The organism is Streptomyces sp. RFCAC02, from assembly GCF_004193175.1.
Lineage (GTDB): Bacteria > Actinomycetota > Actinomycetes > Streptomycetales > Streptomycetaceae > Streptomyces.
Genome location: NZ_SAUH01000001.1, coordinates 2,256,986 through 2,282,797 on the forward strand (window position 1 = coordinate 2,256,986; position 25,812 = coordinate 2,282,797).

Below are 25,812 nucleotides of genomic sequence, written 5' to 3' on the forward strand. Positions count from 1 at the left end.
GAGGAACGGCCGGTGGCGCGGCCCGGCTCCGGGAGCGCGTGCCGTGGATCACCGGCGCGCCGGGGCGCACAACCGGGGCGCAACCGGTGCACACGCACCGGCCGCGCCCCTTTACGCCCTAAACCCGGCCCTCCTCCAGCATTTCGGTCACCAGCGCGGCGATCGGGGACCGTTCGGACCGGGTCAGCGTCACATGGGCGAACAGCGGGTGCCCCTTCAGCTTCTCCACCACGGCGACCACACCGTCGTACCGGCCGACACGGAGGTTGTCGCGCTGCGCCACGTCGTGGGTGAGGACTACACGGGAGTCCTGTCCGATCCGGGACAGCACGGTGAGCAGCACGTTCCGTTCCAGGGACTGGGCCTCGTCCACGATGACGAACGTGTCGTGCAGTGAACGGCCCCTGATGTGGGTGAGCGGCAGGACCTCCAGCATGCCGCGCGCCACGACCTCCTCGATGACCTCGCGCGTCGTCACCGCCGACAGCGTGTCGAACACGGCCTGCGCCCACGGGTTCATCTTCTCGGCCTCGGTGCCCGGCAGATAGCCGAGGTCCTGGCCGCCGACCGCGTACAGCGGCCGGAAGACGACGACCTTGCTGTGCTGACGGCGCTCCAGCACCGCTTCGAGCCCCGCGCACAGCGCCAGCGCCGACTTGCCGGTCCCGGCCCGCCCGCCGAGCGACACGATGCCGACCTCCGGGTCGAGCAGCAGGTCGAGGGCGATGCGCTGTTCGGCGCTGCGGCCGTGGATGCCGAACGCCTCCCGGTCGCCGCGCACCAGGCGCACCCGGCCGTCCGCCGTGACCCGGCCGAGGGCGCGGCCCCGTTCCGACGAGATGACCAGACCGGTGTGCACGGGCAGGCCGGCGACGGCGGGGTCCTCGACCTGCTCGGTCGTGAACAGTTCGTCCACGGCCTCGGCGGCGAGCGCCACCTCGACCATGCCGTTCCAGCCGTCCGCGTCGGTGATGGCCAGTTCCGCGCGGTACTCCTCGGCGGCGAGACCGACCGACGACGCCTTGATGCGCAGCGGCAGGTCCTTCGAGACGACCGTGACGTCGCGGCCCTCGGCCTGGAGGTTGCGGGCGACCGCGAGGATGCGCGAGTCGTTGTCCGCGAGCCGGCCCCGCTCGTTCAGCATGGCGGCGGGCAGCACGGCCGGATCCGAGTGGTTCAGCTCGACCCTGAGGGTGCCGCCGAGGTCGCCGATGGGCAGGGGCGTGTCGAGCCTCCCGTACCGCACCCGGTACTCGTCCAGCCGGCGCAGCACCTGCCGGGCGAAGTATCCGAGCTCGGGGTGCTGCCGCTTCGCCTCCAGCTCGGAGATGACGACGACCGGGAGGACGACCTCATGCTCGTCGAAACGAGTGAGGGCCGACGGGTCGGCGAGCAGGACGCTGGTGTCGAGGACGTACATGCGGCGGTCGTTGGGACGCTTGGTGCTGGTGGCCACGTGTGGACGAACCCCCTCGGACGAGGTCTGGGACCACGGCGCCCATGGCGCCGGGGATCGGCCGGCCGGCCCGGACCCGCGCCGCACGGGGCCCGGTACCGGCCCTGGCCCCCGCTGGAGAGGGGAATACGTGGTGCGCAAACGGGCCTCCCGGAGACCGCGCCGACGCGCGGTCCGCCGGAAATATGCCCGCCTCCGCCCCACATCATGCGGCGGCACGCCCGCCCGGCGGACCCTCCCGGCGTGTCGCCGCCGCCGGCGGTCGCGGTCAGACGCCGTACCGGCGGTCCCGTGCCGCGTAATCCCGCAGCGCGCGCAGGAAGTCGACCTTCCGGAACGCGGGCCAGTACGCCTCGCAGAACCAGTACTCCGAATGAGCGCTCTGCCACAGCATGAAACCGGACAGCCGCTGCTCGCCGCTCGTGCGGATCACGAGGTCGGGGTCGGGCTGGCCGCGTGTGTAGAGGTGCTCGGAGATGTCCTCCACGCCGAGGGTCTCCGCGACCTGCTCCAGCGTGCGGCCCTCGGCGGCGCGCTTGGCGAGCAGCGAGCGGACGGCGTCGGCGATCTCCTGCCTGCCGCCGTACCCGATGGCGACGTTGACGAGGATGCCGGTGCGGCGCGCGCCGTCTCCTCCGCCTCGCGCAGCACGCGCCGGGTGCGCTCGGGCAGCACGTCGAGCGCCCCCACGTGGTGCACGCGCCACCGGCCGTCGGCCGCGAGGTCCCGCACCGCGTTCTCGACGACGGTGAGGAGCTGCGCCAGCTCGTCCGGCTCGCGGTTCAGGTTGTCGGTGGACAGCATCCAGAGGGTGACGACCTCGACGTCGGTCTCCGCGCACCAGCCCAGCAGCTCGCGGATCTTCGCGGCGCCGGCCTCGTGCCCCCGCCGGGTGGGCGCGCCGGCGGCCTTGGCCCAGCGGCGGTTGCCGTCGAGGATGACGCCGATGTGCTTGGGCGCCCGCGCGGTGTCGAGCCGGTCCTCCACCCGGCGCGCGTACAGACGTATGACCAGACGGCGCAGCGTGTTCTTCACTGCGCTCTTGACCGCGCTCATGCGATGTGCCAGCCCCTCGAAGACCGCTCGGGTGTGCCGGAACTCTACCCCCGAACGGTCCACCCCCCTGGCGGCACAAAAAAGCGGGCCGGTCCGTGGGGGGGGTTACGGACCGGCCCGAGGGGGGGTTTCCACCGTAACGCATCTCCGGCGCTCCTGGGGGCATAGCCGCACGGATATTTACGCGGCCGCCGCGGCGAGCGTCAGGGCGGCGAACGCGCCGAGGACCATGAACGGCCCGAACGGGATGGCCGTCCGGCGCCCCGCCCTGCCCCGGACCGTCAGGATCAGGCCGTAGCCGGCCGCGAGCAGGAAGCCCATGAAGGTGCCGAGCAGCACCGCGTCCCAGCCGTACCAGGCGAGCGCGGCCCCGATCGGGACGGCCAGCTTCACGTCACCGAGGCCCATCCCGCGCGGATTGACGAGGAACAGCACGAAGTAGACGCCGCCGAGCGCCGCCCCGCCGAGCAGTGCCCGGGGCCAGCTCCCGCCCGCGCCGGGAAGCAGCGCCGCCACTCCGAGCCCCGCCGCGAGCACCGCGGCCAGGGGCAGCGTCAGGACGTCGGGCAGCCGCTGCACGGCGAAGTCGACGGCCGCGAGCAGGACGGCGGCCGGCACCGCCAGCAGCCAGACGACGGATTCCGGCCGGCTCCCCGATACGGCGGCGAGCCCGGCGCAGCAGACGGCGCACACCACGGCGAGGACAAGGGGGCCGCGCGGCGTGCGGGCGAGGGGCAGCGCGCAGTCACCGCAGCGACCGCGGCCCAGCCAGCCGCCGAGGGGACGGGAGGGAAAAGGATGCCCCGCCGGACACGCCGGACGCCATGGTTCACCGGGGGCGACGGACAACCGGTACCCGGGCCGTACGAGGAGAGAACCGGCCACTGCGCCCCAGAGCGCGGCCACCGTCACGAACAGCACCGCGGGAGTCGCGGGAGAGGAGGACACGCGCCGAGCGTAATGCGGGCCGGCCTGCCCGAGTGGGGGGAAGGGCAGACCGGCCCGTTGATAGGGCAGGACCGGAGCGGGGGGGGTGGCTCACGGCCCGGCCCGCCAGCCGCCGCCGGGGTGGGAGTGGCGACGGTGGCAGTAAGGGGTGTCAGCGGCTGCCAACACAGGAACGATACCGCACCGTCAGGACGTCTGTGACCCCCTCCGGCACAGGCGACCCAGCCCGCGGGCGTAACTGTGCGCAATGACACGCTGGGCCGCGCGCCCGAACGGTCCCGCTACGCGTGTGTACCAGACCGCCCCGCGACTGAACGCCGTCACGTCGAGTGACACCCGGTCGTCGGAGTGTCGCTCGACGACGAACGCCTCCTCACCCCGTACGGGATTCCCCGTGAGCGTTCCGTAGCCGAAGCCGGCGGCGTCGGGTTCGTGGATCGTCCAGACGACACGGGAGGTTGCCGGCAGCCGCAGCGGGCCGATGCCGAGCCCGACCGTGACCGTTGCACCCGGAACGGCCTCGTCCGTGTCCGCCCGCACGCGCAGTCCGGCGGCGCGGTGCATCTCCCACCGCAGCACCGCGCGGACGGCCCGCTCCCACGTATCCCGGCCGTGCCCGATGTCCGCGCGGACGCGCAGCAGGTGGTACCCGGGCGGCGGTTCGCCGCCGTGGCGCAGGTCACGGGTGGCGCCGACGCGGGGATACGTGAAACTCGTCACGGTCCCTCGGTACCGGCCGGAGCCCGGCGGGGCAAGTGACGCGCCGCCCGCACTGGGATGCGCTGCGCGACACGGCCGCCGAATGGACCGTGCGGGCGGTGCCGACCGTGGGGGCACCGTGGCAGGGGCAGCAGCGGGTACGGGCCCGGGGAGCAGGGGCGGGCGTGCCGGCGCCGCACCGCCACCGTTCCGTCCCCTCGGCGACCGGGACCCGCGCGAGGTGGCCGGATACCGCCTGCCGGCGCGGCTCGGCTCGGGCGGCACGGGCACCGTCCACCTCTCCTATACGCGTGGCGGGCAGCCCGTGGTTCGGGTGAGCCCCGGGCCTCACTCGGTGGTGGGCCAGGAGATCTCCACCCGCCGGTTGCGCTGCCGGCCCTCCTCGGTCTCGTTGTCGTAGAGGGGGTAGTCCTCGCTGTAGCCACGGACGTTGAACTCGATGCCGGACGGGTCCTCGATGAGCCCGAGCAGCACTTCCTGGGTATTCCGCGCGCGCTCCTCCGACAGAGCGGTGCCGCTGTCGTAGGAACCCTGGTCGTCGGTGAAGCCGAAGACGTTCACGCGGGCCGGCTGGTACTCGTCGATGGCAGCCGCCACCTCGGCGAGCGCCTCCTCCGACTCGGGGGTGATCTCACTGCTGCCCTCACCGAAGATCACGTCCGTCTGGAGCGTGAACTTGTGACTGCTCCCGACTCGCTCCTCACGCTGCGCGCCGTCGTCGGAACCGTTCGGCTCCTCGCCGCCGCCTCCGCCGGTCGAGCCGTCAGTCGTTGTCTCCTCGCCGCTCTGACCGCCTTCATCTCCAGCAGAGTCACCGAGACTTTCGGTGATGAATCTGATGTCCAGGACGCGCGGCTCGGCCAGTTCCGCACCATCCGCAAGCTGGAGCCCAGAAGCATCCGGATCCACCTCCGGCACAGGCGGCGCTTCGTAGCCGGGGGGTTGCTCAGTACCTGTATCCCCATCGTCAGCCAGAGCTGGCGTTCCCATGGTGATGACAGCCACGCCCGCCAACAGGGCGGCGGCCGCGCGGGCCTGCCGTTGCACTCCGTAGGTCATCTGCGGTCCCCTCAGCGGATTTCGATCGTGGCCGGCGGCATGTCCGCCACCTGGAACTCGACTTCGGTCGTCGCCGGGTCCGGCGCTGGGAACTGGGCGAACCACGGTACCGTGGCACCGGGCGCGATCCCGCTACCGAATCCGGTGCACAGACAGCGGCCGGTCGTGTCACGCAAGATGAGGTATCGCTTGCCCTCTGTCGGGGCGATGAGCGTGGCACCGGCCATGGAAGCACCGTTCGCGGCCAGCTCCTCCTCGGCACCCGCCCAACGAAGATCGAACCACTGTGAGCCACCGCCGTTGTGCAACGTTCCCTCGACCGTGAGGAACCCGCCCTCCTCGCGCTCGGCTCTGGTGATCGTGAGAGTGAGATCCGGCTGTCCCGTCACCTCGGCCAGCGGCTCCGCCTCGTCCGGATCCCCCTCCGCCTCGGTGGCGTCCTCATCGCCCTGCTCCTCGCCACCTGCGCCCGCGCCGTCATCCGGGGAATCGGTTTCCGAGATACTGCCGTTTCCCTGGGCCTCTTCGTTGTCGCCCGAACCCGAGCAACTTGCCACCGCGATCACCAACGCGGCGCCCAGCGCGACCACGATCAGGATGAGTCGGGACTTGCTATCACGGAGGTCCATCAGGCGCCGGTCCTTCAATGCATCGTGGTAGATAACGTCAGTTTTCGAGATGAACGCGGAAAAGATCCCGAGGATCGGGAAGGTCGCCCGTGTCGTTGTCATCGGGGTCGATGACCCACTCGCGGTCTTCGCAGTCGAGCGTCACGGGAGTGGCATCGTCCTGCTCGCCGCCGCCTTCGTCTTCGCCATCCCCAGGGTCGTCATCATCGGGCGTTTCCCCCGGATCCGACTCATCGCCCGACTCGGCCGTGCACAGTCCCTCGATCACCGCTACGGCTTCCAGTACGGCATGCCGTCCTTCGGTACCCGGGATGATCGTGTCCCCGACGGATGCCTCAGTGCGCACCGTGACGCGGTACCCGGCCCGGCCATCGAGCTTGACGCATTCTTCGACGGACGCCCCATTGCGACCGGCCAAGTCCTGCGCCGCTGAACAGGCAGCCGTCTCCACATCCTGAGCTTGGAGGATCGCCGAGAGATCCCCCTCTCCGTCAGCCACGGCTTCTATGAGGTCGTCGAACAGGGTGTCCCTCGCCTCCTGGGCCGCCGCGAGAGCTGCGGCATCGGCGGCTGACTGCCCACCGTTACGCAATGACGCCGCCTGGGCGAACACGAAGAACGTCAGTGCGACCAGCAGGCAGATCGTCACCATCCAGACGTACAACGGGAAGACGGCCCCCGCGTCGCGCCGCTTCGGGACGTGGCTCAGGAACCGCCGGTGACGGCGTTGACCCGGTCCATGATGAAGTTGCCGATCGTGCTTCCCACTGGCAATGCCCTGACCACGAGCACGATGGCGACGATGAAGAGCAGCAGGCCGGCGTACTCCACGAAGCCTGCGCCGCTGTCCCTGTGACGGGTCTGAAGTCGGTCTCTGACGGCGGCTTTCCAGCGCAGCAGCAGCCTGCCCATGGTGTCCCTCTCCTCCGGCCGGGGCCGGGTCGGACGGTCGTTCCGAGCCCGTGGTGGTCCGGTTCTCACGGTACTGCGGTACGGCCCGCCGCGTTGTCGCGGGCGGGCTGCAACTCCTGCCGCCCGATCCATGGTTGACGGCCCGACGTGTCATGCCCGACCCCCTCCCCGCAGGCCAGTCCGTACACCTGTCGCCACCGACTGTGCCACACCGGACGCGGCTTGGGCAGAGAGACCATCCGATCAGCTGACACCGCGCACGCTTTCCGTACGACGGCGGTGGCGCGGCTGTCGTACCGGTACGGCACCGCGTACGCGCACGGCGCGGCGCACGGGGACCGTGCCCCGCGCGCCGCGCCGTGAAACCCGTCGGGCGACCGTGTCGAACGGGGCGCTAGCCGCCCTCGCCGCCGCCGTCCCCCTCCAGGGTGGCCTCCAGTTCCGCCTCGAAGTCGTTGACCGTCTGGATGACGGTCTCCGTCATCTTGGCGAGACCCTCGAGCTGCTCGCTGATGTCGCCCCGGCCGTCCTTCCAGCCGCTGACGAAGCTGTCGAGCGCGTCCACCACACGGTCGTCGCCGAACGAGTCGTTGTACGAGTCGAACGTGTCGCCCGTGCGGTTCATGTAGTCCTTGACCTCGCGGAGCTGTGGCGCGAATTCCGTCAGCTCCGTGAGCGGAATGGCCATCCGCTCACCGCTGTCGCCCATGCTCTGCCCTCCCCTCGGTTACGCCGCCGTGAAGCGGAAGGTGGATGTGATGGCGTCGAAGACGTCGAAGAAGGAGTCGGCGAGGTCCAGGACCTGGCTGCTGCCGGACACCAGCGCGACGGCCTGCTGATCACCCGGGATCGGGATGAACGTCTGCATCAGCACCGCGCGGACCGTACGGCTGTCGCCGGGGACGGCGATGTCCTCGACGCCCTTGGTCCTCGCGACCGTGCCCACCTCCGGGATGTCGGCCGTGCTGACGTCCCGCCACGCGTCCCCCTCACGGCGCGCGGTCTTCGTGCCGAGCTGGCCGGCGATGGCCGCCGGGTCGGTCGGCAGGACCTCCCCCGACGAGGTGCGGGCGCCGATGATCGAGACGGTGACGGTCGCGGTGATCGGCGGACCGCCGCCGAAGCTCTCGGCCATGCAGCCGCAGTACACCGCTCCCGAGTCCCATGCCTGCCGCGCCTGGCGGCGCAGGAAGGAGGCCACCACCTCGCGGTGCTCGGCCAGTTCCGGGACGTTCCTCACCCGCTCGTCCACCATGCGCCGGATGCTGTTGTCCCGGGTCTCGGGACGCAGGTCGAATTCCCACCACGAGTCCGGAACGGAGATCCGGAACCCCTTGCGTTCGACGGTGACGGTGTCCACCCATTTGTCGGCCATGGCCGCTCCTCTTCCCGGCCCCGGCGTCAGTCGCGGAGACCTTCCTCCAGCTGCTTGTCGAGATCGGCGAAGCCGTCGGCCGCCCCGTCGAGGAAGTCACCCAGCCCCTGGAGAGCCTCCAGGGCCTCCTTCGCACCCGTTGTGAACTCGTCGTAGGACGTGTCGAACTTCACCGAGGACTGGGACGTGACATAGCCGTCCGTCACAAGGTCGGCGATGTAGGTCCGCAACTGGTCGAACTTGGTCGTCAGCTCGTCCTTCGCCTCGCGAAGACGGTCGGCCGCGTCGTGCATGTCCTGATACGTGACGTCCAGGTCACCCTGAGCCATGGGCAACACCCCCTCTGAAGGCCAGCCTACGCGGGTCGCCGCGCACGCACTTCCACGGATTCGTAACAGCCGCCGCACAGCGGCGCAACAGGGCCGGGCGGGCCGCTCAGTCGCCCAGGATCCCGCCGATGTCCGTTCCCGTACCGAGCATCATGCCCGTCACGATGAGGATCATCGTCGCCGGAAGCATGAAGACGAGCGTCGCGACCGTCGCCTTCGGTATGGCGCGGGCGGCGCGGCGGCGGGCGTTCTGGGCGTCGGTGCGGCGCATGTCGCGCGCGATCTGGATCAGGGTGTCGGCGATGGGTGATCCGAGTTCTTCACCCTGCTGGAGGGCCGAGACGAACTGGTTGACGGGCTCGGAGTCGTTGCGCCTGCGGAGGTCGTCGAACGCCTGGCGGCGGGGCACGCCCATGTCCATCTGCCGCAGGGTGATGCGGATCTCGTCGGCCCACGGCCCCTCGTAGCGGGCGGAGACCCGGTCGAGGGCCTGCCGGAAACCGAGGCCGGCGGAGACGACGACGGCCAGGACGTCGAGGAAGTCGGGGAGCGTGCGGTCGATGACGTCGCGGCGTTCGCGGATGCCCTGCCAGATGGCGGCGTCGGCCGCGAACGCGCCGAACGCCAGGCCGAGGAGCGCGAGCAGGGGGACGCCGGACGACCACGTGGCGAGGGCGATGACGATGCCGAAGACCCCGTAGACGGCACGCCGGGCGGCGTAGCGGTCGATGGTCAGGCCGCCGGGGTTGCCCGCCTGGTCGATGCGGCGGCGTTTGCGCTCGACGGCCTTGGGTCCCATCAGGCGCAGGACGAGCGGGGCGAAGCGCATCCCGAGGCGGTCGACGGCGGACCCGCCGGCCGATACGCGGGTCGAGCCGATCTCCAGGGCGACGGCCAGGTCGGACGGCAGGGGCGCGTCGGTGCGGAGCATCCGGATGGCCGTCAGGATGCCGAGGACGGCGATCCCCATCGCGAGGCCGAGCAGCAGTCCCACCATCAGTCGTCTTCCTGTCGTCGGTCGGAACGCGGCCGACCGCGCCGGCCCGCCCGCTCTGTCACACACAGTTGCGCACGATTACGGAGTGTGCATAATGGGTACGAGTGCTCACGCAAGGTCATCAAGGGGAATCCGGGACGTCGGGAGGGTCAGATGTCGATGCGGCCGATGCGGCGGACGACGACGAAGCCGATCACGTACAGCGCGAGGGAGACGACCATGGCGGCCTGCCCGATCCCGCTGCTCGTGACGCGGCCCAGGGCGCCGGGGGACATGCCGTTGATCATGAGCAGGGCGCCGATGCCGAGGAACGGGATGGTGAGCGCGGTCGCGTTGATCTCGGCGAGCATGGTGCGGACCTCGCGGCGGGTCTCCTTGCGCTCCTCCAGAGTGGTGGTGAGGTTGCGCAGCGAGGAGACGATGGTGCCGCCCGCGCGGTTGGCGAGGACGAGCGTGGTGACCAGGACGTTCAGCTCGCGGGACGGCAGCCGCGCGTTCAGTTCCGTGAGGGCCTCCTCCATGGAGCGGCCGACGGCCAGTTGGTCGGCGACCGTGGCGAGTTCGGCGCCCGCCGGGTCCTCCATCTCCTCCGCCGCCATGGACAGCGCGGTGCGCATGGCGAGACCGGCGGCGGTGCCGTTGGCGATGAGACGGGCGAGTTCGGGAAGCTGTCCGATGAACTGTTCGGTACGGCGGGCGCGCTGCCAGCCGAGGAAGGCGTTACCGCCCCACAGGGCGATCAGGCCGCACAGCGGACCGAAGAAGGGGGCGAGGACGACGCTGCCGGCCAGCCACAGCACGGCCACGGCCGCCAGCACGTAGACGGTGTACTCGCCGGCGGAGACGTCGAGCCCCGTGGCCTCGACCTTGCGGCGCAGCCGGCGGCCGGCGGGCGAGGCGCGCAGCCGCCGGTCCACCGCGGCGAACCGGCGGCGGCGTCCGGCGGGCGTCGCGGCGCCCGCCGGATCGCCGGGCGGGAGCGCGGCGGTCGCGGTCAGCCGGGTGAGGAGTTCGCGGCGCTGTGCACGGCCCGACGCGTAGAGCTGGACGCCGACGACGGCCAGCAGCAGTGCGGCCAGCGTGAGGCCGATGACGAGGAGGGTGAGGTCGCTGCGCACGGGTCAGCTCGCCTCCCGGACGGCGAGGTGGGAGTCGTCGAGGTGCACGCCGAACGCGGCGGGTACCTGTTCGCCGGCCAGCCGGAGGCGTTCGGCGACGGCTCGGGGGACGGGGTGGTGCACGAACTCGCCGTGGATCCGGCCGTCGGGGCCCATCGGCCGGACCCGGAACTCGGCGAGTGTCGCGATGCGGAACATCTCGTGGCCCCGCGAGGCGAGGACGGCGATCTCCGCGAGGCGCCTGGTGCCGTCCGGGTGCCGGACGAGTTGCACGAGGATGTCGACCGCGCTGTTGATCTGGTCGCGCAGCGCCTCGAAGGGGACCTGGAGTTCGGACATGGAGGCGAGGGTCTGGAGCCGCAGCAGGGCGTCCTCGGCGCTGTTGGCGTGGACGGTGGCGAGCGATCCGTCGTGACCGGTGGACATGGCCTGCAGCATGTCGAGCGTCTCGCCGCCGCGCACCTCGCCGACGATGATCCGGTCGGGGCGCATGCGCAGCGAGTTGCGGACGAGGTCGCGGATCGTGACCTCGCCCTTGCCCTCGATGTTGGGCGGACGGGACTCCAGGCGGATCACATGGCTCTGCTGGAGCTGGAGTTCGGCGGCGTCCTCGACGGTGACGATGCGCTCGCCGTCGGGGATGAGGCCGCTGAGGGCGTTGAGGAGGGTCGTCTTCCCGGAGCCGGTGCCCCCGGAGACGATCACGTTGAACCGTGCCCGGACGAGAGAGGCGAGGAGGAGGACGAGGTGGTCGTCGAGGGTGCCGAAGCCGATCAGCTCCGCGAGCGTGTAGGCGCGCGGGAAGCGGCGGATCGTGAGGGTGGCGCCGCTGAGGGAGAGCGGAGGGATGATGACGTTGACGCGCTCGCCGGTCGGGAGGCGTGCGTCCACCATCGGATTGGACTCGTCCACGCGGCGGTTGACGGTGGAGACGATGCGTTCGATCGTCTGCATGAGCTGCTCGTCGGACGCGAAGCGCAGAGGCAGCCGCTCGACGCGACCCCCGCGTTCCACATAGATGTGGTCGGGGCCGTTCACCATGATCTCGGTGACGGAGGTGTCCTCCAGGAGCGGTTCGAGGATGCCGAGGCCCAGGGCCTCGTCCACGACCCGGCGGATCAGGAGGGCGCGCTGCTGCGGTGAGAGGACCGGTCCCTCGCGGCTGAGGATGTGGTCCAGGACGCGTTCGAGGCGGTCGCGGCGCTCGGCGACCTCCAGGGAGGACATCTCCGCGAGGTCGATCTCCTCCAGCAGCACGGCGCGGTACGTCGCGACCAGGCGGCCGTCGCCGAGGCCCGCGGCCTCCGGCTCGCCGGGGGTGGTGACACGGGATCGCAGACCCATCGCTGCCTCCTCAGTCGCAGGGCATGGTGACGGAACGGGTGGCGGTACCGACGCTGTCGAGGAAGAACGGCAGGACGGACGGCACCGGGACGCGGACGGTCACCGTCGCCTCCTCCCCGCAGGCGGCGGTCAGGTCGATCTCGGCCCGCTCGGCGAACATCCCGCCCAGCGACGCGTAACCGCCCTCCCGGTACTCGTCCTCCGTCTCCTCCCTGGAGGCGAGCCGGGCGGCGGTGCGGGCGGCGGAGCCGGCCTGGATGGCGGCGAACCCGGTGATGCCGAGCTGCAGCGCGGCGAACGCGACGAGCAGCAGCAGCGGCACCCACCCGGCGAACTCCACCGCCGTCACCCCGCGGTCGCCGCGCCACCGCGCGCGCCCGCGACGGTGGGCGCCGTGCGGGGCGGTGGGGGGAGTGCCGTTCACCGGGGGCCCTCCTCCGCCGCTCCGGCCGTGCCCGAGACGGTGACGGGCAGGTTGAACGCGCCCGGGAACATCACGGGGACGCTCACCCGCACCCGGGCCGTGCGCACAGCGCCGTCCAGCGGGCAGGACACGTCCGCGTCCCAGCCGCCCGGCAGGTCGTCCTCGGCCGCCGAGACGCAGGCGGCGGTCCCGTCGCCGTCCGCCGCCGCGCCCGCGCGGGCGCCGGCGTCGGCGGCGCCCGCGGCGAGATAGAAGGCGTAACCGATGAGGAGGCACTGCCAGATGACGGCCATCATCAGCAGCACGAGGGGCAGCAGCCCCGCGAACTCGACGATGACGGACCCGCGGTCCGCCGCCCGGGCGTCCCGGGCCGCGGCCACGGCACCGGTGCGCCGGGCCGGCCGGCCGGTCATCCCCGCCTGCCCCGGCGGCGTCCGGCGGCCGCGGGGGCGGCCTGCGGCGGCACGAGCCCCAGCTCCGTCGCGAGCGCGGACAGCGCCCGCCGGATCTGGGACTTGGCGTCGAGGTCCTGGATTCGGCCCGCGTCCTGCGCCTCCTGGAGCTCCCTGAAGGCCGCGGGGACGACCGAGCGCGCCACCGTCGTCCCGGTGATCCTGGCTATGAGCTGCGGCTGGATCGAGCTGGAGCGGCTGGCGCGGTTCACGACCGTGAGGGTGTCCTGCGCCTTGCGGACGCGCAGGCGGTCCCACATGCGGACCATGCGGTTGACGGCGCGGACGGAGATGACGTCGGGCGTGGTGACGAGCAGGGCCGCGTCGGCCGTCTCGACGGCGGCGGCGACGGCGCTGTTCATGTGGGAGCCGCAGTCCACGACCACGATGTCGTAGCGGGACCGCACCGCGGCGAGGACGTGCCGGGCGGCGGCGTCGGTGACGTCCTCGCCCCGCTCCCCCTCGGCCGGCGCGACCAGCAGCGACAGCCCCGTCTCGTGCGTGAAGACCGCCTCGGCCAGCACCTGCGGCGAGATGTCCTGGATGCCCGCCAGGTCGGCGACGGACCGCCGGAACTGCACGTCGAAGAACGAGCCGACGTCGCCGGCCAGCAGGTCGAGGTCCATGAGGAGCGCGCCGCGCTCGAACGGTCCCGCGGTCTGCGCGGCCAGCGCCAGCCAGGACGCGACCAGTGTCGTCCCGACGCCGCCCTTGGCGCCCGACACGGTGATGACCCGGCCGCCCGGCGCCTCGGGGCCGGTGTCGAGGCCGCCGAGGTGGTGGCGCATGCCGGCGGCCCACTGGGCGGCCGACCCGACCCTGGCGGCCAGTTCGTCGTACGACAGCGGCAGCCCGGCGAGGCCGCGCGCGCCCGCCTCCATGGCGGCCGAGTACAGGCCGGGCGAGGGGTCGGCGGACACCAGCACGACGCCGACGGCGGGGAACCTGAGAGCCGTCTCGCGGATCAGTTCGAGCGCCGGGAGCGGCCCGATCCGTTCGTGCACCACGACGACCTCCGGCAGCCCGGCCACCGACTCCCGGCCCAGCGAGGCCAGGGTGTCCAGCAGGGCGGTGGAGTCCGGGACGGGGCGGAGCGGTTCGCAGTCGGGCAGCCGGCTCAGCAGGGTGATCACGGAACGGGCGGCGTCCGGGTCGCCGACCGCGGGGAGGATGCGCGTCGTCATCGGGTCAGCTCGCTCCTCACGGGATCTGCGCGCCGAGGTCCGCGTGCGGATCGCCGCCGATGTCGCCAATGATGGTGTACGTGCGCTCCTCCTCGGGGATCTCCTGCTCGTCGCCGGGAGCGACCAGGGCGAGCCGGACCTGCTCCGCGAACGCCTCGGCGAAGGTGACCCGCTGCGCATCCGCGTTGTCGAGCGCGAAGGTGATGGGGACGGCCTCGGTGGCGCCCCGGTCCTCGTCGTCCACCTCGGTCAGGTCGCCGACCTCGATGACCTCCGCGTTGTTCACCATGAGGCGGACGATCTCGTACTCGGTGTCCTCGCTGCCGCCGCCGGCCTCGCCGGTCCGCTGGTTCACGCGGTAGGCGGCGTACATGTTGATGGTGGCGCCCGGGTAGATCTTGCCGGCGACACCGGTGGAAGCGTCGATCATGACCGCGATCTCCTGTTGTCCCGGGTCGAGTTCGGGCCGTTCGGCGAGCATGTCGGTCTGGAGGAGCGAGCCCTCGGTGAGCGGTCCGACGGCGACGCGGCCGTCGAGCTGGTCGAGGTCGGTCACGGCGGAGTCGGAGATGTACCGCTCGGGGATGGAGACCTCCCGAACCCGGTCCGGCGTCACCTCCTCGTACGGGGCTATGTCCTCGGCGAGTTCGTAGGCGGTCCGCTCGGGTCCGACGCGGGACTCCACGTCGTTGACGACGGCCACGACGCCGGCGAGGGCACCGAGCGCGAGGACGAGCGAGGCGATCAGCAGCAGCGTGCCGCGTCGCTGGCGAGCGTTCATGCAGTGTCTCTACCTTCTCGTGCTCGTCGTACTCGTCGATGGGTGTCGGTCGGTCGTCGGTGCGGGGCATCGGCCGGTCCGGTCCGGATCGCCCTAGCGTCCCGGGCCGCCGGGGGTCAGCGCGCGGTGCCTGGCGTGCCCGAGCGCGGAGGGCGCCGCACGGTCCCGTATCTGCGGTACGGGTGCGGCGCAGAAGGCGCAGCGGTCCCCGATGAGGGTGAGGCCGCACCAGTGACACGTCTCCTGGCGCATGGAGTTGACCATCTGGTAGAGCAGCGAGACGTCGGATATCGCGGCCGCGAACTCGACGAGCTTCGGCGTGCCCCACCAGGCGGCCGATTCCTCCGGCAGCGGCACCGGGTGCAGGCCGCGCACCTGCCAGTCGTGCGCGAGCCGCGCCGTGACCCACTCGCCGCCCGCCCCGATCGCGCCGGGCGCGTAGGTGAGGGAGGTGGAGAACTGCGGCCCTTCCAGCCGCTCGCCGCCCTGTGCCCTGACCACCTGGGTCGTGGGGCCGGCCAGCACGGCCGCCGGCCCGCCGCCCCGCCCGGCCGCCGCGGGACCGCCGGGCAGGCGGACGGGCAGCCGGTCGAGGCGGACGCCGGGCGCGAGCAGGGCGCCCGCGTACACGTAGTGGGCGAGCAGCCGCGCCGACGCCCCGAGGACGCCGGGCGCGAAGTCGCAGACGGACAACTGCCTCAGCTGCCGCACGAGGACGGCGGTGCCGAGCGGAGGCAGGGCGCTGGGCAGCAGGGCGATGCGGTCGGACTCCAGCATGGCGCGCACGGCGTGCAGACGCTGGACGTAGGGACGGGGGGCCGTCGCCGGGTGCACGACGACGACATGGCCGTGCCGGTCGATGAGCTGGGCGGTCTCGGCGAGCGCCGTCGGGAAGTCCTGGTCCTCGGGCCGGGTCAGGATGTGGGCACCGGGAGTGTGCTGGTCGGTCGGCGGCAGCACGAGACCGGCACTGGTGACCGCGATGGCAATCGGCATGCCGCTCCCTCGGGTTGAGGACCCGTCCGGTATTGGGTGAGGTGCCCGGTCGGAGCTTATCGACTCCCCCGCCACCCGGAACAGCGCGGCGGGGAACGGCGACGAACCGTGATGTACGGCGAACCCGCGGCCGGGGCCGCCCGTTCCCGGGGTGGCTCAGAAGAAGGTGCGGAGGTACTCGGTGACCGTGCCGTCGTCCTCGGCGACCGGGATCAGCGGCCACTTCTCGAAGACCGTGCACGGGTGCGACATGCCGAGCGCCACCCAGTCCCCCACCTCGGGAAGGTCCTCCCCCGTGACGAACGCGTGCTGGTCGGCGAGGCGGACGACGGCCGCGCCGCCGCCGGGCCGCATCCCGCCGCCGGGCGTGCGGACGGCCAGCACGCACGGCAGGCCGAGATCGTAGGCGAGGTCGCGCTTCCCCGCGTTGAGCAGCGCGAGACCGGGCTCGGGGCGGGAGACGACCTGCGCCCACAGCCGGAACGCGGCCAGCAGCGACCCCTCGCCCGGCACACGGTTGAACGGCGTCGCGTCGCGGTAGCGCCCGTCGTCGTGGCTCACGTACGCGCCGGACCGCAGGAGCCGCAGCACGGGCGCCGACAGCGGGGGCAGTGCCGCGAACCCGGCCGCCACCACGTCGAACCACGCGCTGCCGCCCGCGCTCACGACGATCTCCGGCAGCCCCGCGAACCGCCCGGCCCGGTCGAACGCCACGGCGAGCCGGCACAGCCCGTCGACCCACGCCCGTACGGCCGCCCCGCCGCCGGGGCCGTCGGCGCCGGGCACCTCGCCCTCGTACCCGGCGACACCGGCGAGACGCAGCGTCCCCGCGCGCGCCACGGCGTCGGCGACCCGCCCCGCCGCCGCGGCGTCCCTGGCGCCGGTCCGGCCGCCCGGCGCGCCCAGCTCCACCACCACCTCGACCGGCCGCCGCGCCCCCGCCGCGCGCAGGGCGGCGTCCATGAGCGCGACCCCCCGTTCGGAGTCGGCGCAGACCAGGCAGCGGAACGCGGGATCGCCGTCCTGCTCGGCGGCGAGCCACGCCAGGGCGGCGGGATCGACCAGCTCGTTGGCCAGGAAGAGACGCGGGACACCGAAGGCGCGCGCGACCCGGGCCTGGTGCGGGACGGCGACGGTGATGCCCCAGGCGCCGTGGTCGAGCTGCCGCCGGAAGAGCCGCGGCGCCATGGACGTCTTGCCGTGCGGGGCGAACGCGAGGCCGTGGCGGCCCGCGTACCGCTGGAGGGCGGCGAGGTTGTGCCGCAGCGCGGGGGCGGACAGGACGAGGACGGGTGTGGTGAAGCCGCCTGTGTACAGTCCGCGGCGTTCCCGGGCGAGGGCGCGGACCGTACGGCCTGCCGCGTCCGGCGGCAGTCCCTTGAACCGGTGGTCCACGATCTCGTCGTCGAGCGCGTCGAACGGGCTGGTCACGGCGCCTCCGGTGGCCGGTGCGGGCGGGCCACGGGCGGCGCGCCCGCCGGCGGCGGGATCACCCGCGTGGGGGAAAACACACGGCGTGCCGCGTAACGCGGCCGTAAGGTTGCCAGCATGACGCAGGTGATCCAGTCGGCCAAGCTCGCCAACGTCTGCTACGAGATCCGGGGACCGGTTCTCGAGGAGGCGCAGCGTCTCGAGGCCGCGGGGCACCGCATCCTGAAGCTCAACACGGGGAATCCGGCGGCCTTCGGTTTCGACTGCCCGCCGGAGATCCTGGAGGACATCCTCCGCAACGTCGCCACCGCCCACGGCTACGGCGACGCGAAGGGCCTGCTGTCCGCGCGGCGCGCCATCATGCAGCACTACCAGACCCGCGGCATCGACCTGTCCGTCGAGGACGTGTACCTGGGCAACGGCGTCTCCGAACTGATCCAGATGGCCATGCAGGCCCTGCTCGACGACGGTGACGAGGTCCTCGTCCCGGCGCCGGACTACCCGCTGTGGACGGCGTCGGTGTCCCTCGCGGGGGGCACGGCCGTCCACTACCGGTGCGACGAGCAGGCCGACTGGATGCCGGACATCGCCGACATCGAGCGGAAGATCACCGACCGCACCAAGGCCCTGGTGATCATCAACCCGAACAACCCCACCGGCGCCGTCTACGACGACGACATGCTGCGGCAGCTCGCGGACGTCGCGCGCCGGCACCGGCTGGTGCTGTGCTCCGACGAGATCTACGACCGCATCCTCTACGACGGCGCCACCCACACCTCGACGGCCGCCCTCGCGCCGGACGTGCTGACGCTCACGTTCAACGGGCTGTCGAAGAACTACCGCGTGGCCGGTTTCCGCTGCGGCTGGCTCGCCGTGTGCGGGCCGAAGGAGCACGCGACCTCCTATGTGGAGGGGCTCACCATCCTGGCGAACATGCGGCTGTGCGCCAACATGCCCGCGCAGCACGCGGTGGCCGCCGCGCTCTTCGGGCGGCAGTCGATCGAGCAGCTCGTGCTGCCCGGCGGCCGGATGCGGGAGCAGCGGGACGTGACGTACGAGATGCTGTCGCAGATCCCGGGGGTGAGCTGTGTGAAGCCGCGCGGCGCGCTGTACGCGTTCCCGCGGCTCGATCCGAAGGTCTACCCGATCAAGGACGACCGGCAGATGGTGCTCGATCTGCTCCGGTCGGAGAAGATCATGATCGTGCACGGGACGGGCTTCAACTGGCCGGAGCCCGATCATTTCCGGATCGTCACCCTGCCGTCCGCCGTCGAGCTCAAGGACGCGATCGAGCGGATCGGTTCCTTCCTCGACGGCTACGCCCAGTACTGACCGCCCCGCCCACGGCGCGCCGAAACGGCCGACGGCCCCCGCACTCCGTTGTGCGGGGGCCGTCGTGACCCAGCCGGTCGGGGTCAGCCGAGTCGCTCAACCTGGGCGTGGTACTCCTCCCACAGGCCCTCGGGCGTGTGGCTGCCGAACGTCGACAGGTGGTCGGGCACGAGTGCCGTCTCCCGGCGCCAGGTCTCCGGGTCCACCTCCAGCAGGAAGTCGAGCTGCTCCTGGGTCAGGGCCAGCCCGTCCGTGTCGAGCGCGCCGGGCGCCGGCAGGACGCCGATGGGCGTCGAGGTGCCCTCGGCGGTGCCGTGGAGGCGCTCCACGATCCACTTCAGGACCCGGATGTTCTCGCCGAACCCGGGCCACACGAAGCCGCCGTCGGCGTCCTTCTTGAACCAGTTGACGTAGTAGATCTTCGGCAGTTTCGCCGGGTCGGGCGCGTTCTGTCCGACCCGCAGCCAGTGACCGAAGTAGTCACCCATGTTGTAGCCGCAGAACGGCAGCATCGCGAACGGGTCGCGGCGCAGCTCGCCGACCGTGCCCTCGGCCGCCGCGGTCTTCTCGGAGGCCACGTTCGCCCCCAGGTAGACGCCGTGCCGCCACGAGAACGACTCGGTGACCAGCGGCACCGCGGTCGCGCGCCGCCCGCCGAACAGGATGGCCGAGATCGGCACGCCCGCCGGGTCCTCCCACTCGGGGGCGATCGTCGGGCACTGGGCCGCCGGGACGGTGAACCGCGCGTTGGGGTGCGCGGCCGGGGTGTCCGAGTCGGGGGTCCAGTCGTTGCCGCGCCAGTCGGTGAGGTGCGCGGGCGGGGTCTCCGTCATGCCCTCCCACCACACGTCGCCGTCGTCGGTGAGGGCGACGTTGGTGAAGACGGAGTTGCCCCACAGGGTGGCCATGGCGTTGGCGTTGGTGTCCTCGCCGGTGCCGGGCGCGACGCCGAAGAAACCGGCCTCCGGGTTGATCGCGTACAGCCGGCCGTCCTCGCCGAACCGCATCCACGCGATGTCGTCGCCGATCGTCTCGACCTTCCAGCCCGGGAGGGTCGGCCGCAGCATGGCCAGGTTGGTCTTGCCGCAGGCGGACGGGAACGCCGCCGCGACGTACGTCGGCTCGGTGCCGCCGGGCGGCGTCAGCTTCAGGATGAGCATGTGCTCGGCGAGCCAGCCCTCGTCACGCGCCATGACGGACGCGATGCGCAGGGCGTAGCACTTCTTGCCGAGCAGGGCGTTCCCGCCGTAGCCGGAGCCGTAGGACCAGATCTCGCGGGTCTCCGGGAAGTGGGAGATGTACTTGACCGTGTTGCACGGCCACGGCACGTCCTTCTCGCCGGGCGCGAGGGGCGCGCCGACCGAGTGCACGGCCCGGACGAACGCGCCGTCCTCCCCCAGTTCGCGGAGCACGTCCGCGCCCATGCGGGTCATGGTGCGCATGGCGACCGCGACGTAGGCCGAGTCGGTGATCTCGACGCCGAGCGCGGAGAGCGGGGAGCCGAGCGGCCCCATGCAGAACGGCACCACGTACAGGGTCCGGCCGCGCATCGAGCCGCGGAAGAGGCCGTCCTGCCCGGTGAAGACGTCCCGCATGGCCGCGGGGTCCATCCAGTGGTTGGTGGGGCCGGCGTCCTCCTCCTTCTCGGAGCAGATGAACGTCCGGTCCTCGACGCGGGCCACATCGCCCGGGTCCGACGCGGCGTAGTAGGAGTTCGGGCGCTTGCCCTGGTCCAGACGGGTGAAGGTGCCCCGTTCGACGAGCTGCGCACACAGCCGGTCGTACTCCTCCTCGGAGCCGTCGCACCAGACGATCTCGTCCGGCTCGGTCAGGGCTGCTATCTCGGAGACCCACGCGATCAGCTCGCGGTGGCGGGTCGGGGCTTGGGCGGCGACGGGAGCTGCTGGAGTCAGCGTCACGTTCGATCCTGGAGGTTGAGGGTTGTTTTGAGTTCGCACGGGCGAACCGCACGTACACGCCGGATGCTCATTGGATGAACACCCCGCTCGTTTGATAGTGCCTCGTTCTCTCGTCTGTGTCCAGAGCAGCTCATGTGAGCGAGATCCGGTCAGGGATGCGCCCCAGTACCATTCGGTGCATGACCTCGCTCGCCAAGCCCCTCATGCGTGGCTGGCTGCACGCCGGAATGTTCCCCGCCGCCCTGATAGCTGGCGTCTTCCTCACCGCGCTCGCCGAGACCCCGGACGCCCGCCTGGCCTGCGCCGTGTACACGCTCACGGCCTGCCTGCTGTTCGGGATCAGCGCGCTCTACCACCGCGGATCATGGAGTCCGCCGATCGCCGGGCTGCTCCGCCGCCTCGACCACGCGAACATCTTCCTGATCATCGCGGGCACCTACACACCGTTCACGATCCTGTTGCTCGACGGCGCACGGGAGCAGGTGCTGTTGTGGGGCGTCTGGGCGGGCGCCCTCGCGGGGATCGCGTTCCGCGTCTTCTGGGTCGGCGCGCCGCGCTGGCTCTACACGCCCTGCTACATCGCGCTGGGCTGGGCCGCGGTCTTCTTCCTGCCCGACTTCCTCCACAGCGGGGGCGGCGCGGTCCTCGTCCTGGTGCTGGCCGGCGGTCTGCTGTACAGCGCCGGCGGCATCATCTACGGCCTGAAGCGGCCCGACCCGTGGCCGCGCTGGTTCGGCTTCCACGAGGTGTTCCACCTGTTCACGCTCGCCGCGTTCATCGTGCACTACGTGGGCGTGTCCCTGGTGGCGTACCAGCACGCCGCCTGACCCGGCCGGGGGCGGCGCCTCAGCGGCCGCCCCCGAGCTGCGCGGCCAGGGTCTCCGGCTCGGTGGTCGGCAGGTCGCACTCGAACCCGCGGCACACGTACGCGGTCGGGCGCCCCTCCCGCAGGGGCCGGCCCGCCAGCAGCGGCGCCTGCTCCGGATCGTCCGGCGCGCCCAGCGCCACCACCGCCCCCGGCGCCGCCGCGCGCAGCGCCGTGCGGTGCAGGGCCTCCGTCGCCGCGTCACCGCGCGGGCCGACGACCGCCACCTGCCGCGGCCCGTCGTACGCCGCCTCCGCCACCGCGAGCCCCCACCCGATGAACCGGGGCGCCCGGCCCGCCAGCGGTGTCACGATGCCGAGCGCCCGCTCGGCCGCCGCCCGGTACCGGTCGTCGCCCGTCAGCGCGGCGTACGACAGCAGCGCGCCCGCCGCCGCCGTCCAGCCGGAGGGCGCGGCGCCGTCCATCGGGTCCCGCGGGCGGCGGATCAGCCGCTCGGCGTCGTCCGCCGTGTCGAACAGGGCGCCGTCCGGGCCGGTGAACCGGGTCAGCACCGTGTCGAGGAGCGCCCCCGCGTGCCGCAGCCACACCGGGTCACCGGTCACGCCGTACAGCGCGATGAAGCCCTCGGCGACGTCGCCGTAGTCCTCCAGCACGCCCATGCTCGGCCCGGCGCGGCCGTCGCGCGACGTACGGACCAGGCGGCCAGCCCCGTCCAGGTGCACCCGGGCGAGCAGTCCGGCCGCGTCCACGGCCGCCGTGACGAGATCCGGCCGGTCGAAGCAGGCGCCCGTCTCGGCCAGCGCGGCGACGGCCAGCCCGTTCCACGCGGCGATCACCTTGTCGTCCCGGCCGGGCCGCGCCCGCAGCTCACGGGCGGCGAGCAGCCGGGACCGAAGCTCGTGCGGCACCTCCCAGCCGGGACCCGGCAGCCGCAGCACGGGCGCGTCGTCCGTCAGCCCGAACGCCTCGGCGGCCCGCCGTGCCTCGGCCTCGTCGCCGCCGAGGGCCTCGCGCAGGGCCTCCGGCGTCCACACGTAGTACGCGCCCTCCTCGTGCCCGCCGCCGGGGACGGCGCTGTCCGCGTCGAGCGCGGAGGCGAACCCGCCCTGCGGCGTCCGCAGCTCCCGCACCAGGAAATCCGCCGTCCCGAGGGCCACGCGGCGCGCCCAGGAAGCCCCGGTGACGCGCCACAGGTGCGTGTAGACACGGAGCAGCAGCGCGTTGTCGTACAACATCTTCTCGAAGTGAGGGACGGTCCACGCGGCGTCGACCGCGTAGCGCGCGAACCCGCCGCCGAGCTGGTCGTGGATCCCGCCGCGCGCCATCGCCTCGCAGGTGCGCTCCGCCATCCGCAGCGCTTCCGGGGAACCCGTGCGCGCGTGGTGCCGCAGCAGGAACTCCAGCGTCATCGACGGCGGGAACTTGGGCGCGCCGCCGAAGCCGCCCCGCGCCTCGTCGAACTCCGCCGCGAGGCCCCGCACCGCCGCCGCGAGGTCGTCCGCCCCCGGCGCGCGCGGCGCGTCGTACGCCCGGTCGGCGCCCGCGAGCTCCTCGGCGATCCGCGCCGCGATCCCCGTCACCTCGCCGCGCCGCTCCCGCCACGCCGTGTCCACGCCCTCCAGGACCTGCCGGAACGACGGGAGCTGCGGGTGCGGGCGCGGCGGGAAGTACGTACCGAAGTGGAACGGCTCCCCGTCCGCCGTCATCATCACGGTCATCGGCCACCCGCCGTGACCGGTCGCCGCCTGCACGGCCTCCATGTAGACCGCGTCGACATCGGGCCGCTCCTCGCGGTCCACCTTCACCGCGACGAACCGCTCGTTCAGGAACGCCGCGATCCCGGCGTCCTCGAAGCTCTCCCGCGCCATGACGTGGCACCAGTGACAGCTCGCGTACCCGACGCTCAGCAGCACCGGCACATCACGCCGCCGCGCCTCGTCGAACGCCTCGGGACACCAGGGCCACCAGTCGACCGGGTTGTCGGCGTGCTGGAGCAGATAGGGCGAGGTCTCTGCGGCGAGGCGGTTGCTCATCCCCCCATCCTGCCCCGGTTCGCGGCCTTCGCGCTCGGGCCGTCGTCCCGCCCGGCGGCGTCCGGCCGGTGACCGGTGGCGAAGGCCCGCTGCCGGGGCCCGCCGGTGGTGGTGGGCGGTGCCCCGGGGGTGGGGAGAGGTGTCAGGCGGCCTGGTACGGCTTCAGGGCGAGCACCCGTACGTGGGCGGTCCGGCCGTTCGGCAGTTCGTACTCGGCGTCGTCGCCGACCTTCTTGCCCAGCACGCCGGAGCCCAGCGGGGACTGCGGCGAGTACGTCTCGATGTCCGAGGTCGCGAACTCGCGCGAGGCCAGGAGGAACGTCATCGTGTCGTCCTCGTCGCCGTCGAACGCGATGGTGACCACCATGCCGGGCGCCACGACACCGGTGTCCGCCGGCGGGGCACCCACCTGCGCCGTCTCCAGGAGCTGGGTGAGCTGGCGCACGCGCGCCTCCATCTTCCCCTGCTCCTCCTTGGCGGCGTGGTAGCCGGCGTTCTCCTTGAGGTCGCCCTCCTCACGGGCCGCCTCGATCTTCTTGGCGATGTCGACGCGCGCGGGACCCGACAGATGCTCCAGCTCCGCCTTGAGCTGGTCGTAGGCCTCCTGGGTCAGCCAGGTCACGGTGCCGCTGGTCTGGGTCACAGGTTGCTCCTCGGGTACAGGGTGGGAATAAAAACAAGCGCCCGGCCCCTGGGGTCTGCGCCCCTGGGCGGGCGAAACAACGATCGAAATGTTGACTCTAACAACCCGACGACCGATGTGCGGAAGGATTACCCTCCGCTGCGCTGCGTGAAACCCCGGCGGGTCAGCCGGCGGCGCCCTCGGCTTCCGAGCAGCTCATCAGCTCGGCGGCGGTGGCACGCTGCGTGGTCCTCAGAGTAACGGAGCGGTGGACACTGTCCGTGTCCTCATCGAAACGGAAATCGGCGCGCCCCACCTCCAGGCCGTCCTCGGACTGCGCGCGCACGGTGCACACGCCGTCCGCGCCGGCCGGCTTGCGGACCGCGAGATACACGTCGATCTCGTGCTCGGAGACGACCTCGAAACCGGTCAGCTCGCCGCTGACCTCCTGCCCCGCGACGTACGACCAGCCGGCCCAGCCGACGAACGCCAGCAGCGCCGCGCCCAGGACGAGCCCGACGGCCCGCAGCCGCCGGTCCGTGCGGGCGTCGGCGACGGGGTCGGCCCCGTAACGGCCCGCGGGGAGCTTCGTACGCGCTTCGGTCATGGCGTGGTCCTCGGTCGGTTGCCCGGCTCGCCCGGTGTCCTTCGGACCGGCCGGGAAAATGCGGAATAGCCCACCCGGTCCATCCGTCACTATAGAAGCCTGTTGTGGATCGAGACGACGAGGACCGAGCGTGACTGAGAAGCTGCGGCTCATGGCCGTGCACGCCCATCCGGACGACGAGTCCAGCAAGGGGGCCGCCACGATGGCCCGGTACGCGGCGGAGGGCGTGGAGGTGATGGTCGCCACCTGCACCGGCGGCGAACGCGGATCGATCCTCAACCCGAAGCTGCAGGGCGACCCGTACATCGAGGAGCACATCCACGAGGTCCGCGCCCGGGAGATGGCGGAGGCCCGCGAGATCCTCGGCGTACGGCAGGAGTGGCTCGGCTTCGTCGACTCGGGGCTGCCCGAGGGCGACCCGCTGCCCCCGCTGCCCGACGGCTGTTTCGCGCTCCAGGACCTCGACGCGGCGACCGAACCGCTGGTGCGGCTGATCCGCTCGTTCCGGCCGCAGGTGATCCTCACCTACGACGAGAACGGCGGCTACCCCCACCCCGACCACATCATGACCCACAGGATCTCCATGGCCGCGTTCGACGCCGCGGGGGACCCGGAGCGCTTCCCGGGCACGGGCGAGCCGTGGCAGCCGCTCAAGCTCTACTACCAGCAGGGCTTCAACCGGGCACGGACCGTCGCGCTGCACGAGGCGATGCTCGCGCGCGGCCTGGAGTCGCCGTACGCGGAGTGGCTGGAGCGCTGGGACAAGTCCGGCATCCCGGAGCGGACCCTGACGACGCGCGTGCCGTGCGCCGAGTGGTTCCCCGTGCGGGACAAGGCGCTGATCGCGCACGCCACGCAGATCGACCCGGACGGGAGCTGGTTCCGCGTGCCGATGGACGTGCAGCAGGAGGTGTGGCCGACCGAGGACTACGAGCTGGCGCGGTCCCGGATCGACACCTCCCTACCCGAGTCGGACCTGTTCGCGGGCATCCGCGAGAATTGAGGGCATGGACGACATGAGTGAGTGGTTGCCCCTCGCCTCCAAGGAGCTGAACAACTACACCGTGACGCCGGGCGTGCTCGGGTTCATCGTGTTCGCCGTCCTGGGCGTGGGCGTGTGGCTCCTGCTGAAGTCCATGAGCAGGCACCTCGGCAGGATCAGCGTCCCGGAGGACGCGGCCGCGGCCGATGTGCCGGCCCAGGGCTCCACGGCCGCCCGCGGCGAGAACGCCGCCACGGCGGGGTCGCGCTCCTCCTGAGCG

General features: G+C 72.2%; 27 protein-coding genes and 1 pseudogene. 4 read left to right on the top strand and 24 right to left on the bottom strand.

What is annotated here, in order from left to right; translation table 11 throughout:
* Nucleotides 1-118 precede the first annotated feature (118 nt).
* The 20 genes and pseudogenes from EMA09_RS10250 to EMA09_RS10350 form a co-directional block, all read right to left on the bottom strand.
* Nucleotides 119-1,420: a PhoH family protein gene (locus tag EMA09_RS10250; protein ID WP_129843951.1), complete on the bottom strand. Its 1,302-nt coding sequence runs from the start codon at nt 1,418-1,420 to the stop codon at nt 119-121.
* Nucleotides 1,421-1,724: 304 nt separating this feature from the next.
* A pseudogene (locus tag EMA09_RS10255) lies at nt 1,725-2,512 on the bottom strand (isoprenyl transferase).
* A gap of 180 nt (nt 2,513-2,692) precedes the next feature.
* Nucleotides 2,693-3,460 carry an A24 family peptidase gene (locus EMA09_RS10260; protein ID WP_240796335.1) on the bottom strand — a complete coding sequence of 256 codons (768 nt, stop codon included), beginning with the start codon at nt 3,458-3,460 and terminating at the stop codon, nt 2,693-2,695.
* 186 nt (nt 3,461-3,646) lie between these two features.
* Nucleotides 3,647-4,180: a DUF1990 domain-containing protein gene (locus EMA09_RS10265; RefSeq protein WP_129840762.1), complete on the bottom strand. Its 534-nt coding sequence runs from the start codon at nt 4,178-4,180 to the stop codon at nt 3,647-3,649.
* Between the two features lie 327 nt (nt 4,181-4,507).
* Entirely contained in the window at nt 4,508-5,239 is a 732-nt protein-coding gene (locus EMA09_RS10275; RefSeq protein ID WP_129840764.1) for an OmpA family protein, read from the bottom strand.
* 11 nt (nt 5,240-5,250) lie between these two features.
* Nucleotides 5,251-5,970 (bottom strand): hypothetical protein, encoded by a 720-nt coding sequence (locus tag EMA09_RS10280; RefSeq protein ID WP_240796336.1) that lies wholly within the window; start codon nt 5,968-5,970, stop codon nt 5,251-5,253.
* Entirely contained in the window at nt 5,906-6,520 is a 615-nt protein-coding gene (locus tag EMA09_RS10285) for a hypothetical protein (RefSeq protein ID WP_129840765.1), read from the bottom strand. The genes EMA09_RS10280 and EMA09_RS10285 overlap by 65 nt, the downstream gene beginning before the upstream one ends.
* A gap of 53 nt (nt 6,521-6,573) precedes the next feature.
* On the bottom strand, nt 6,574-6,780 hold the full coding sequence (locus EMA09_RS10290; protein ID WP_129840766.1) for a hypothetical protein: 207 nt from the start codon (nt 6,778-6,780) through the stop codon (nt 6,574-6,576).
* Nucleotides 6,781-7,174: 394 nt separating this feature from the next.
* A complete protein-coding gene (locus EMA09_RS10295; protein ID WP_129840767.1) occupies nt 7,175-7,489 on the bottom strand; it encodes a hypothetical protein in 315 nt (104 codons plus the stop codon).
* Between the two features lie 18 nt (nt 7,490-7,507).
* Complete coding sequence (locus EMA09_RS10300) at nt 7,508-8,155, bottom strand: hypothetical protein (protein WP_129840768.1); 648 nt, start codon at nt 8,153-8,155, stop codon at nt 7,508-7,510.
* Between the two features lie 26 nt (nt 8,156-8,181).
* Entirely contained in the window at nt 8,182-8,484 is a 303-nt protein-coding gene (locus EMA09_RS10305) for a WXG100 family type VII secretion target (RefSeq protein WP_129840769.1), read from the bottom strand.
* Between the two features lie 106 nt (nt 8,485-8,590).
* The gene (locus tag EMA09_RS10310) at nt 8,591-9,481 is read right to left on the bottom strand and encodes a DUF5936 domain-containing protein (protein ID WP_129840770.1); all 891 of its coding nucleotides are present in this window, start codon (nt 9,479-9,481) and stop codon (nt 8,591-8,593) included.
* Between the two features lie 149 nt (nt 9,482-9,630).
* On the bottom strand, nt 9,631-10,599 hold the full coding sequence (locus tag EMA09_RS10315; protein ID WP_129840771.1) for a type II secretion system F family protein: 969 nt from the start codon (nt 10,597-10,599) through the stop codon (nt 9,631-9,633).
* A 3-nt stretch (nt 10,600-10,602) separates the two neighbouring features.
* Nucleotides 10,603-11,943 (bottom strand): CpaF family protein, encoded by a 1,341-nt coding sequence (locus EMA09_RS10320; protein WP_129840772.1) that lies wholly within the window; start codon nt 11,941-11,943, stop codon nt 10,603-10,605.
* A gap of 10 nt (nt 11,944-11,953) precedes the next feature.
* Nucleotides 11,954-12,367: a TadE/TadG family type IV pilus assembly protein gene (locus EMA09_RS10325; protein WP_129840773.1), complete on the bottom strand. Its 414-nt coding sequence runs from the start codon at nt 12,365-12,367 to the stop codon at nt 11,954-11,956.
* Nucleotides 12,364-12,780: a TadE/TadG family type IV pilus assembly protein gene (locus EMA09_RS10330; protein WP_129840774.1), complete on the bottom strand. Its 417-nt coding sequence runs from the start codon at nt 12,778-12,780 to the stop codon at nt 12,364-12,366. The genes EMA09_RS10325 and EMA09_RS10330 overlap by 4 nt, the downstream gene beginning before the upstream one ends.
* Entirely contained in the window at nt 12,777-14,003 is a 1,227-nt protein-coding gene (locus EMA09_RS10335) for an AAA family ATPase (RefSeq protein WP_129840775.1), read from the bottom strand. The genes EMA09_RS10330 and EMA09_RS10335 overlap by 4 nt, the downstream gene beginning before the upstream one ends.
* 16 nt (nt 14,004-14,019) lie before the next feature.
* Nucleotides 14,020-14,784 carry a Flp pilus assembly protein CpaB gene (cpaB, locus tag EMA09_RS10340; protein WP_129840776.1) on the bottom strand — a complete coding sequence of 255 codons (765 nt, stop codon included), beginning with the start codon at nt 14,782-14,784 and terminating at the stop codon, nt 14,020-14,022.
* A 93-nt stretch (nt 14,785-14,877) separates the two neighbouring features.
* A complete protein-coding gene (locus EMA09_RS10345; protein ID WP_129840777.1) occupies nt 14,878-15,780 on the bottom strand; it encodes a hypothetical protein in 903 nt (300 codons plus the stop codon).
* A 156-nt stretch (nt 15,781-15,936) separates the two neighbouring features.
* Complete coding sequence (locus EMA09_RS10350) at nt 15,937-17,211, bottom strand: alanine racemase (protein ID WP_129840778.1); 1,275 nt, start codon at nt 17,209-17,211, stop codon at nt 15,937-15,939.
* 117 nt (nt 17,212-17,328) lie between these two features.
* Between EMA09_RS10350 and EMA09_RS10355 the strand changes: the two genes are divergently transcribed.
* A complete protein-coding gene (locus EMA09_RS10355) occupies nt 17,329-18,543 on the top strand; it encodes a pyridoxal phosphate-dependent aminotransferase (RefSeq protein WP_129840779.1) in 1,215 nt (404 codons plus the stop codon).
* Nucleotides 18,544-18,626: 83 nt separating this feature from the next.
* Here EMA09_RS10355 and EMA09_RS10360 read toward each other — a convergent pair whose 3' ends face one another.
* Nucleotides 18,627-20,462: a phosphoenolpyruvate carboxykinase (GTP) gene (locus EMA09_RS10360; protein ID WP_206305931.1), complete on the bottom strand. Its 1,836-nt coding sequence runs from the start codon at nt 20,460-20,462 to the stop codon at nt 18,627-18,629.
* Between the two features lie 179 nt (nt 20,463-20,641).
* Between EMA09_RS10360 and EMA09_RS10365 the strand changes: the two genes are divergently transcribed.
* On the top strand, nt 20,642-21,289 hold the full coding sequence (locus tag EMA09_RS10365; protein WP_240796337.1) for a hemolysin III family protein: 648 nt from the start codon (nt 20,642-20,644) through the stop codon (nt 21,287-21,289).
* 19 nt (nt 21,290-21,308) lie between these two features.
* Here EMA09_RS10365 and EMA09_RS10370 read toward each other — a convergent pair whose 3' ends face one another.
* The 3 genes from EMA09_RS10370 to EMA09_RS10380 all read right to left on the bottom strand — a co-directional run bounded on the left by EMA09_RS10370 (nt 21,309) and on the right by EMA09_RS10380 (nt 24,550).
* Nucleotides 21,309-23,321, bottom strand: coding sequence for a thioredoxin domain-containing protein (locus tag EMA09_RS10370; protein ID WP_129840781.1), 2,013 nt, complete (start codon nt 23,319-23,321; stop codon nt 21,309-21,311).
* Between the two features lie 142 nt (nt 23,322-23,463).
* Nucleotides 23,464-23,964, bottom strand: a complete 501-nt coding sequence (gene greA, locus EMA09_RS10375) for a transcription elongation factor GreA (protein WP_129840782.1) — start codon at nt 23,962-23,964, stop codon at nt 23,464-23,466.
* 163 nt (nt 23,965-24,127) lie between these two features.
* Complete coding sequence (locus EMA09_RS10380) at nt 24,128-24,550, bottom strand: DUF4307 domain-containing protein (protein ID WP_129840783.1); 423 nt, start codon at nt 24,548-24,550, stop codon at nt 24,128-24,130.
* A 130-nt stretch (nt 24,551-24,680) separates the two neighbouring features.
* On the opposite strand from EMA09_RS10380, the gene mca reads away from it, so the two are divergent.
* On the top strand, nt 24,681-25,553 hold the full coding sequence (gene mca / locus EMA09_RS10385) for a mycothiol conjugate amidase Mca (protein ID WP_129840784.1): 873 nt from the start codon (nt 24,681-24,683) through the stop codon (nt 25,551-25,553).
* 4 nt (nt 25,554-25,557) lie between these two features.
* Nucleotides 25,558-25,809, top strand: coding sequence for a hypothetical protein (locus tag EMA09_RS10390; RefSeq protein ID WP_129840785.1), 252 nt, complete (start codon nt 25,558-25,560; stop codon nt 25,807-25,809).
* The last annotated feature ends 3 nt before the right edge of the window (nt 25,810-25,812 follow it).

Excerpts from the sequence above, each read along its gene's own strand:
- EMA09_RS10250 (WP_129843951.1), bottom strand. The coding sequence starts at position 1,420 with ATGTACGTCCTCGACACCAGCGTCCTGCTCGCCGACCCGTCGGCCCTC.
- EMA09_RS10275 (WP_129840764.1), bottom strand. The coding sequence starts at position 5,239 with ATGACCTACGGAGTGCAACGGCAGGCCCGCGCGGCCGCCGCCCTGTTG.
- EMA09_RS10280 (WP_240796336.1), bottom strand. The coding sequence starts at position 5,970 with ATGACAACGACACGGGCGACCTTCCCGATCCTCGGGATCTTTTCCGCG.
- EMA09_RS10285 (WP_129840765.1), bottom strand. The coding sequence starts at position 6,520 with ATGGTGACGATCTGCCTGCTGGTCGCACTGACGTTCTTCGTGTTCGCC.
- EMA09_RS10290 (WP_129840766.1), bottom strand. The coding sequence starts at position 6,780 with ATGGGCAGGCTGCTGCTGCGCTGGAAAGCCGCCGTCAGAGACCGACTT.
- EMA09_RS10295 (WP_129840767.1), bottom strand. The coding sequence starts at position 7,489 with ATGGGCGACAGCGGTGAGCGGATGGCCATTCCGCTCACGGAGCTGACG.
- EMA09_RS10300 (WP_129840768.1), bottom strand. The coding sequence starts at position 8,155 with ATGGCCGACAAATGGGTGGACACCGTCACCGTCGAACGCAAGGGGTTC.
- EMA09_RS10305 (WP_129840769.1), bottom strand. The coding sequence starts at position 8,484 with ATGGCTCAGGGTGACCTGGACGTCACGTATCAGGACATGCACGACGCG.
- EMA09_RS10310 (WP_129840770.1), bottom strand. The coding sequence starts at position 9,481 with ATGGTGGGACTGCTGCTCGGCCTCGCGATGGGGATCGCCGTCCTCGGC.
- EMA09_RS10320 (WP_129840772.1), bottom strand. The coding sequence starts at position 11,943 with ATGGGTCTGCGATCCCGTGTCACCACCCCCGGCGAGCCGGAGGCCGCG.
- EMA09_RS10330 (WP_129840774.1), bottom strand. The coding sequence starts at position 12,780 with ATGACCGGCCGGCCGGCCCGGCGCACCGGTGCCGTGGCCGCGGCCCGG.
- EMA09_RS10335 (WP_129840775.1), bottom strand. The coding sequence starts at position 14,003 with ATGACGACGCGCATCCTCCCCGCGGTCGGCGACCCGGACGCCGCCCGT.
- cpaB (WP_129840776.1), bottom strand. The coding sequence starts at position 14,784 with ATGAACGCTCGCCAGCGACGCGGCACGCTGCTGCTGATCGCCTCGCTC.
- EMA09_RS10345 (WP_129840777.1), bottom strand. The coding sequence starts at position 15,780 with ATGCCGATTGCCATCGCGGTCACCAGTGCCGGTCTCGTGCTGCCGCCG.
- EMA09_RS10355 (WP_129840779.1), top strand. The coding sequence starts at position 17,329 with ATGACGCAGGTGATCCAGTCGGCCAAGCTCGCCAACGTCTGCTACGAG.
- EMA09_RS10365 (WP_240796337.1), top strand. The coding sequence starts at position 20,642 with ATGACCTCGCTCGCCAAGCCCCTCATGCGTGGCTGGCTGCACGCCGGA.
- EMA09_RS10370 (WP_129840781.1), bottom strand. The coding sequence starts at position 23,321 with ATGAGCAACCGCCTCGCCGCAGAGACCTCGCCCTATCTGCTCCAGCAC.
- EMA09_RS10380 (WP_129840783.1), bottom strand. The coding sequence starts at position 24,550 with ATGACCGAAGCGCGTACGAAGCTCCCCGCGGGCCGTTACGGGGCCGAC.
- EMA09_RS10390 (WP_129840785.1), top strand. The coding sequence starts at position 25,558 with ATGGACGACATGAGTGAGTGGTTGCCCCTCGCCTCCAAGGAGCTGAAC.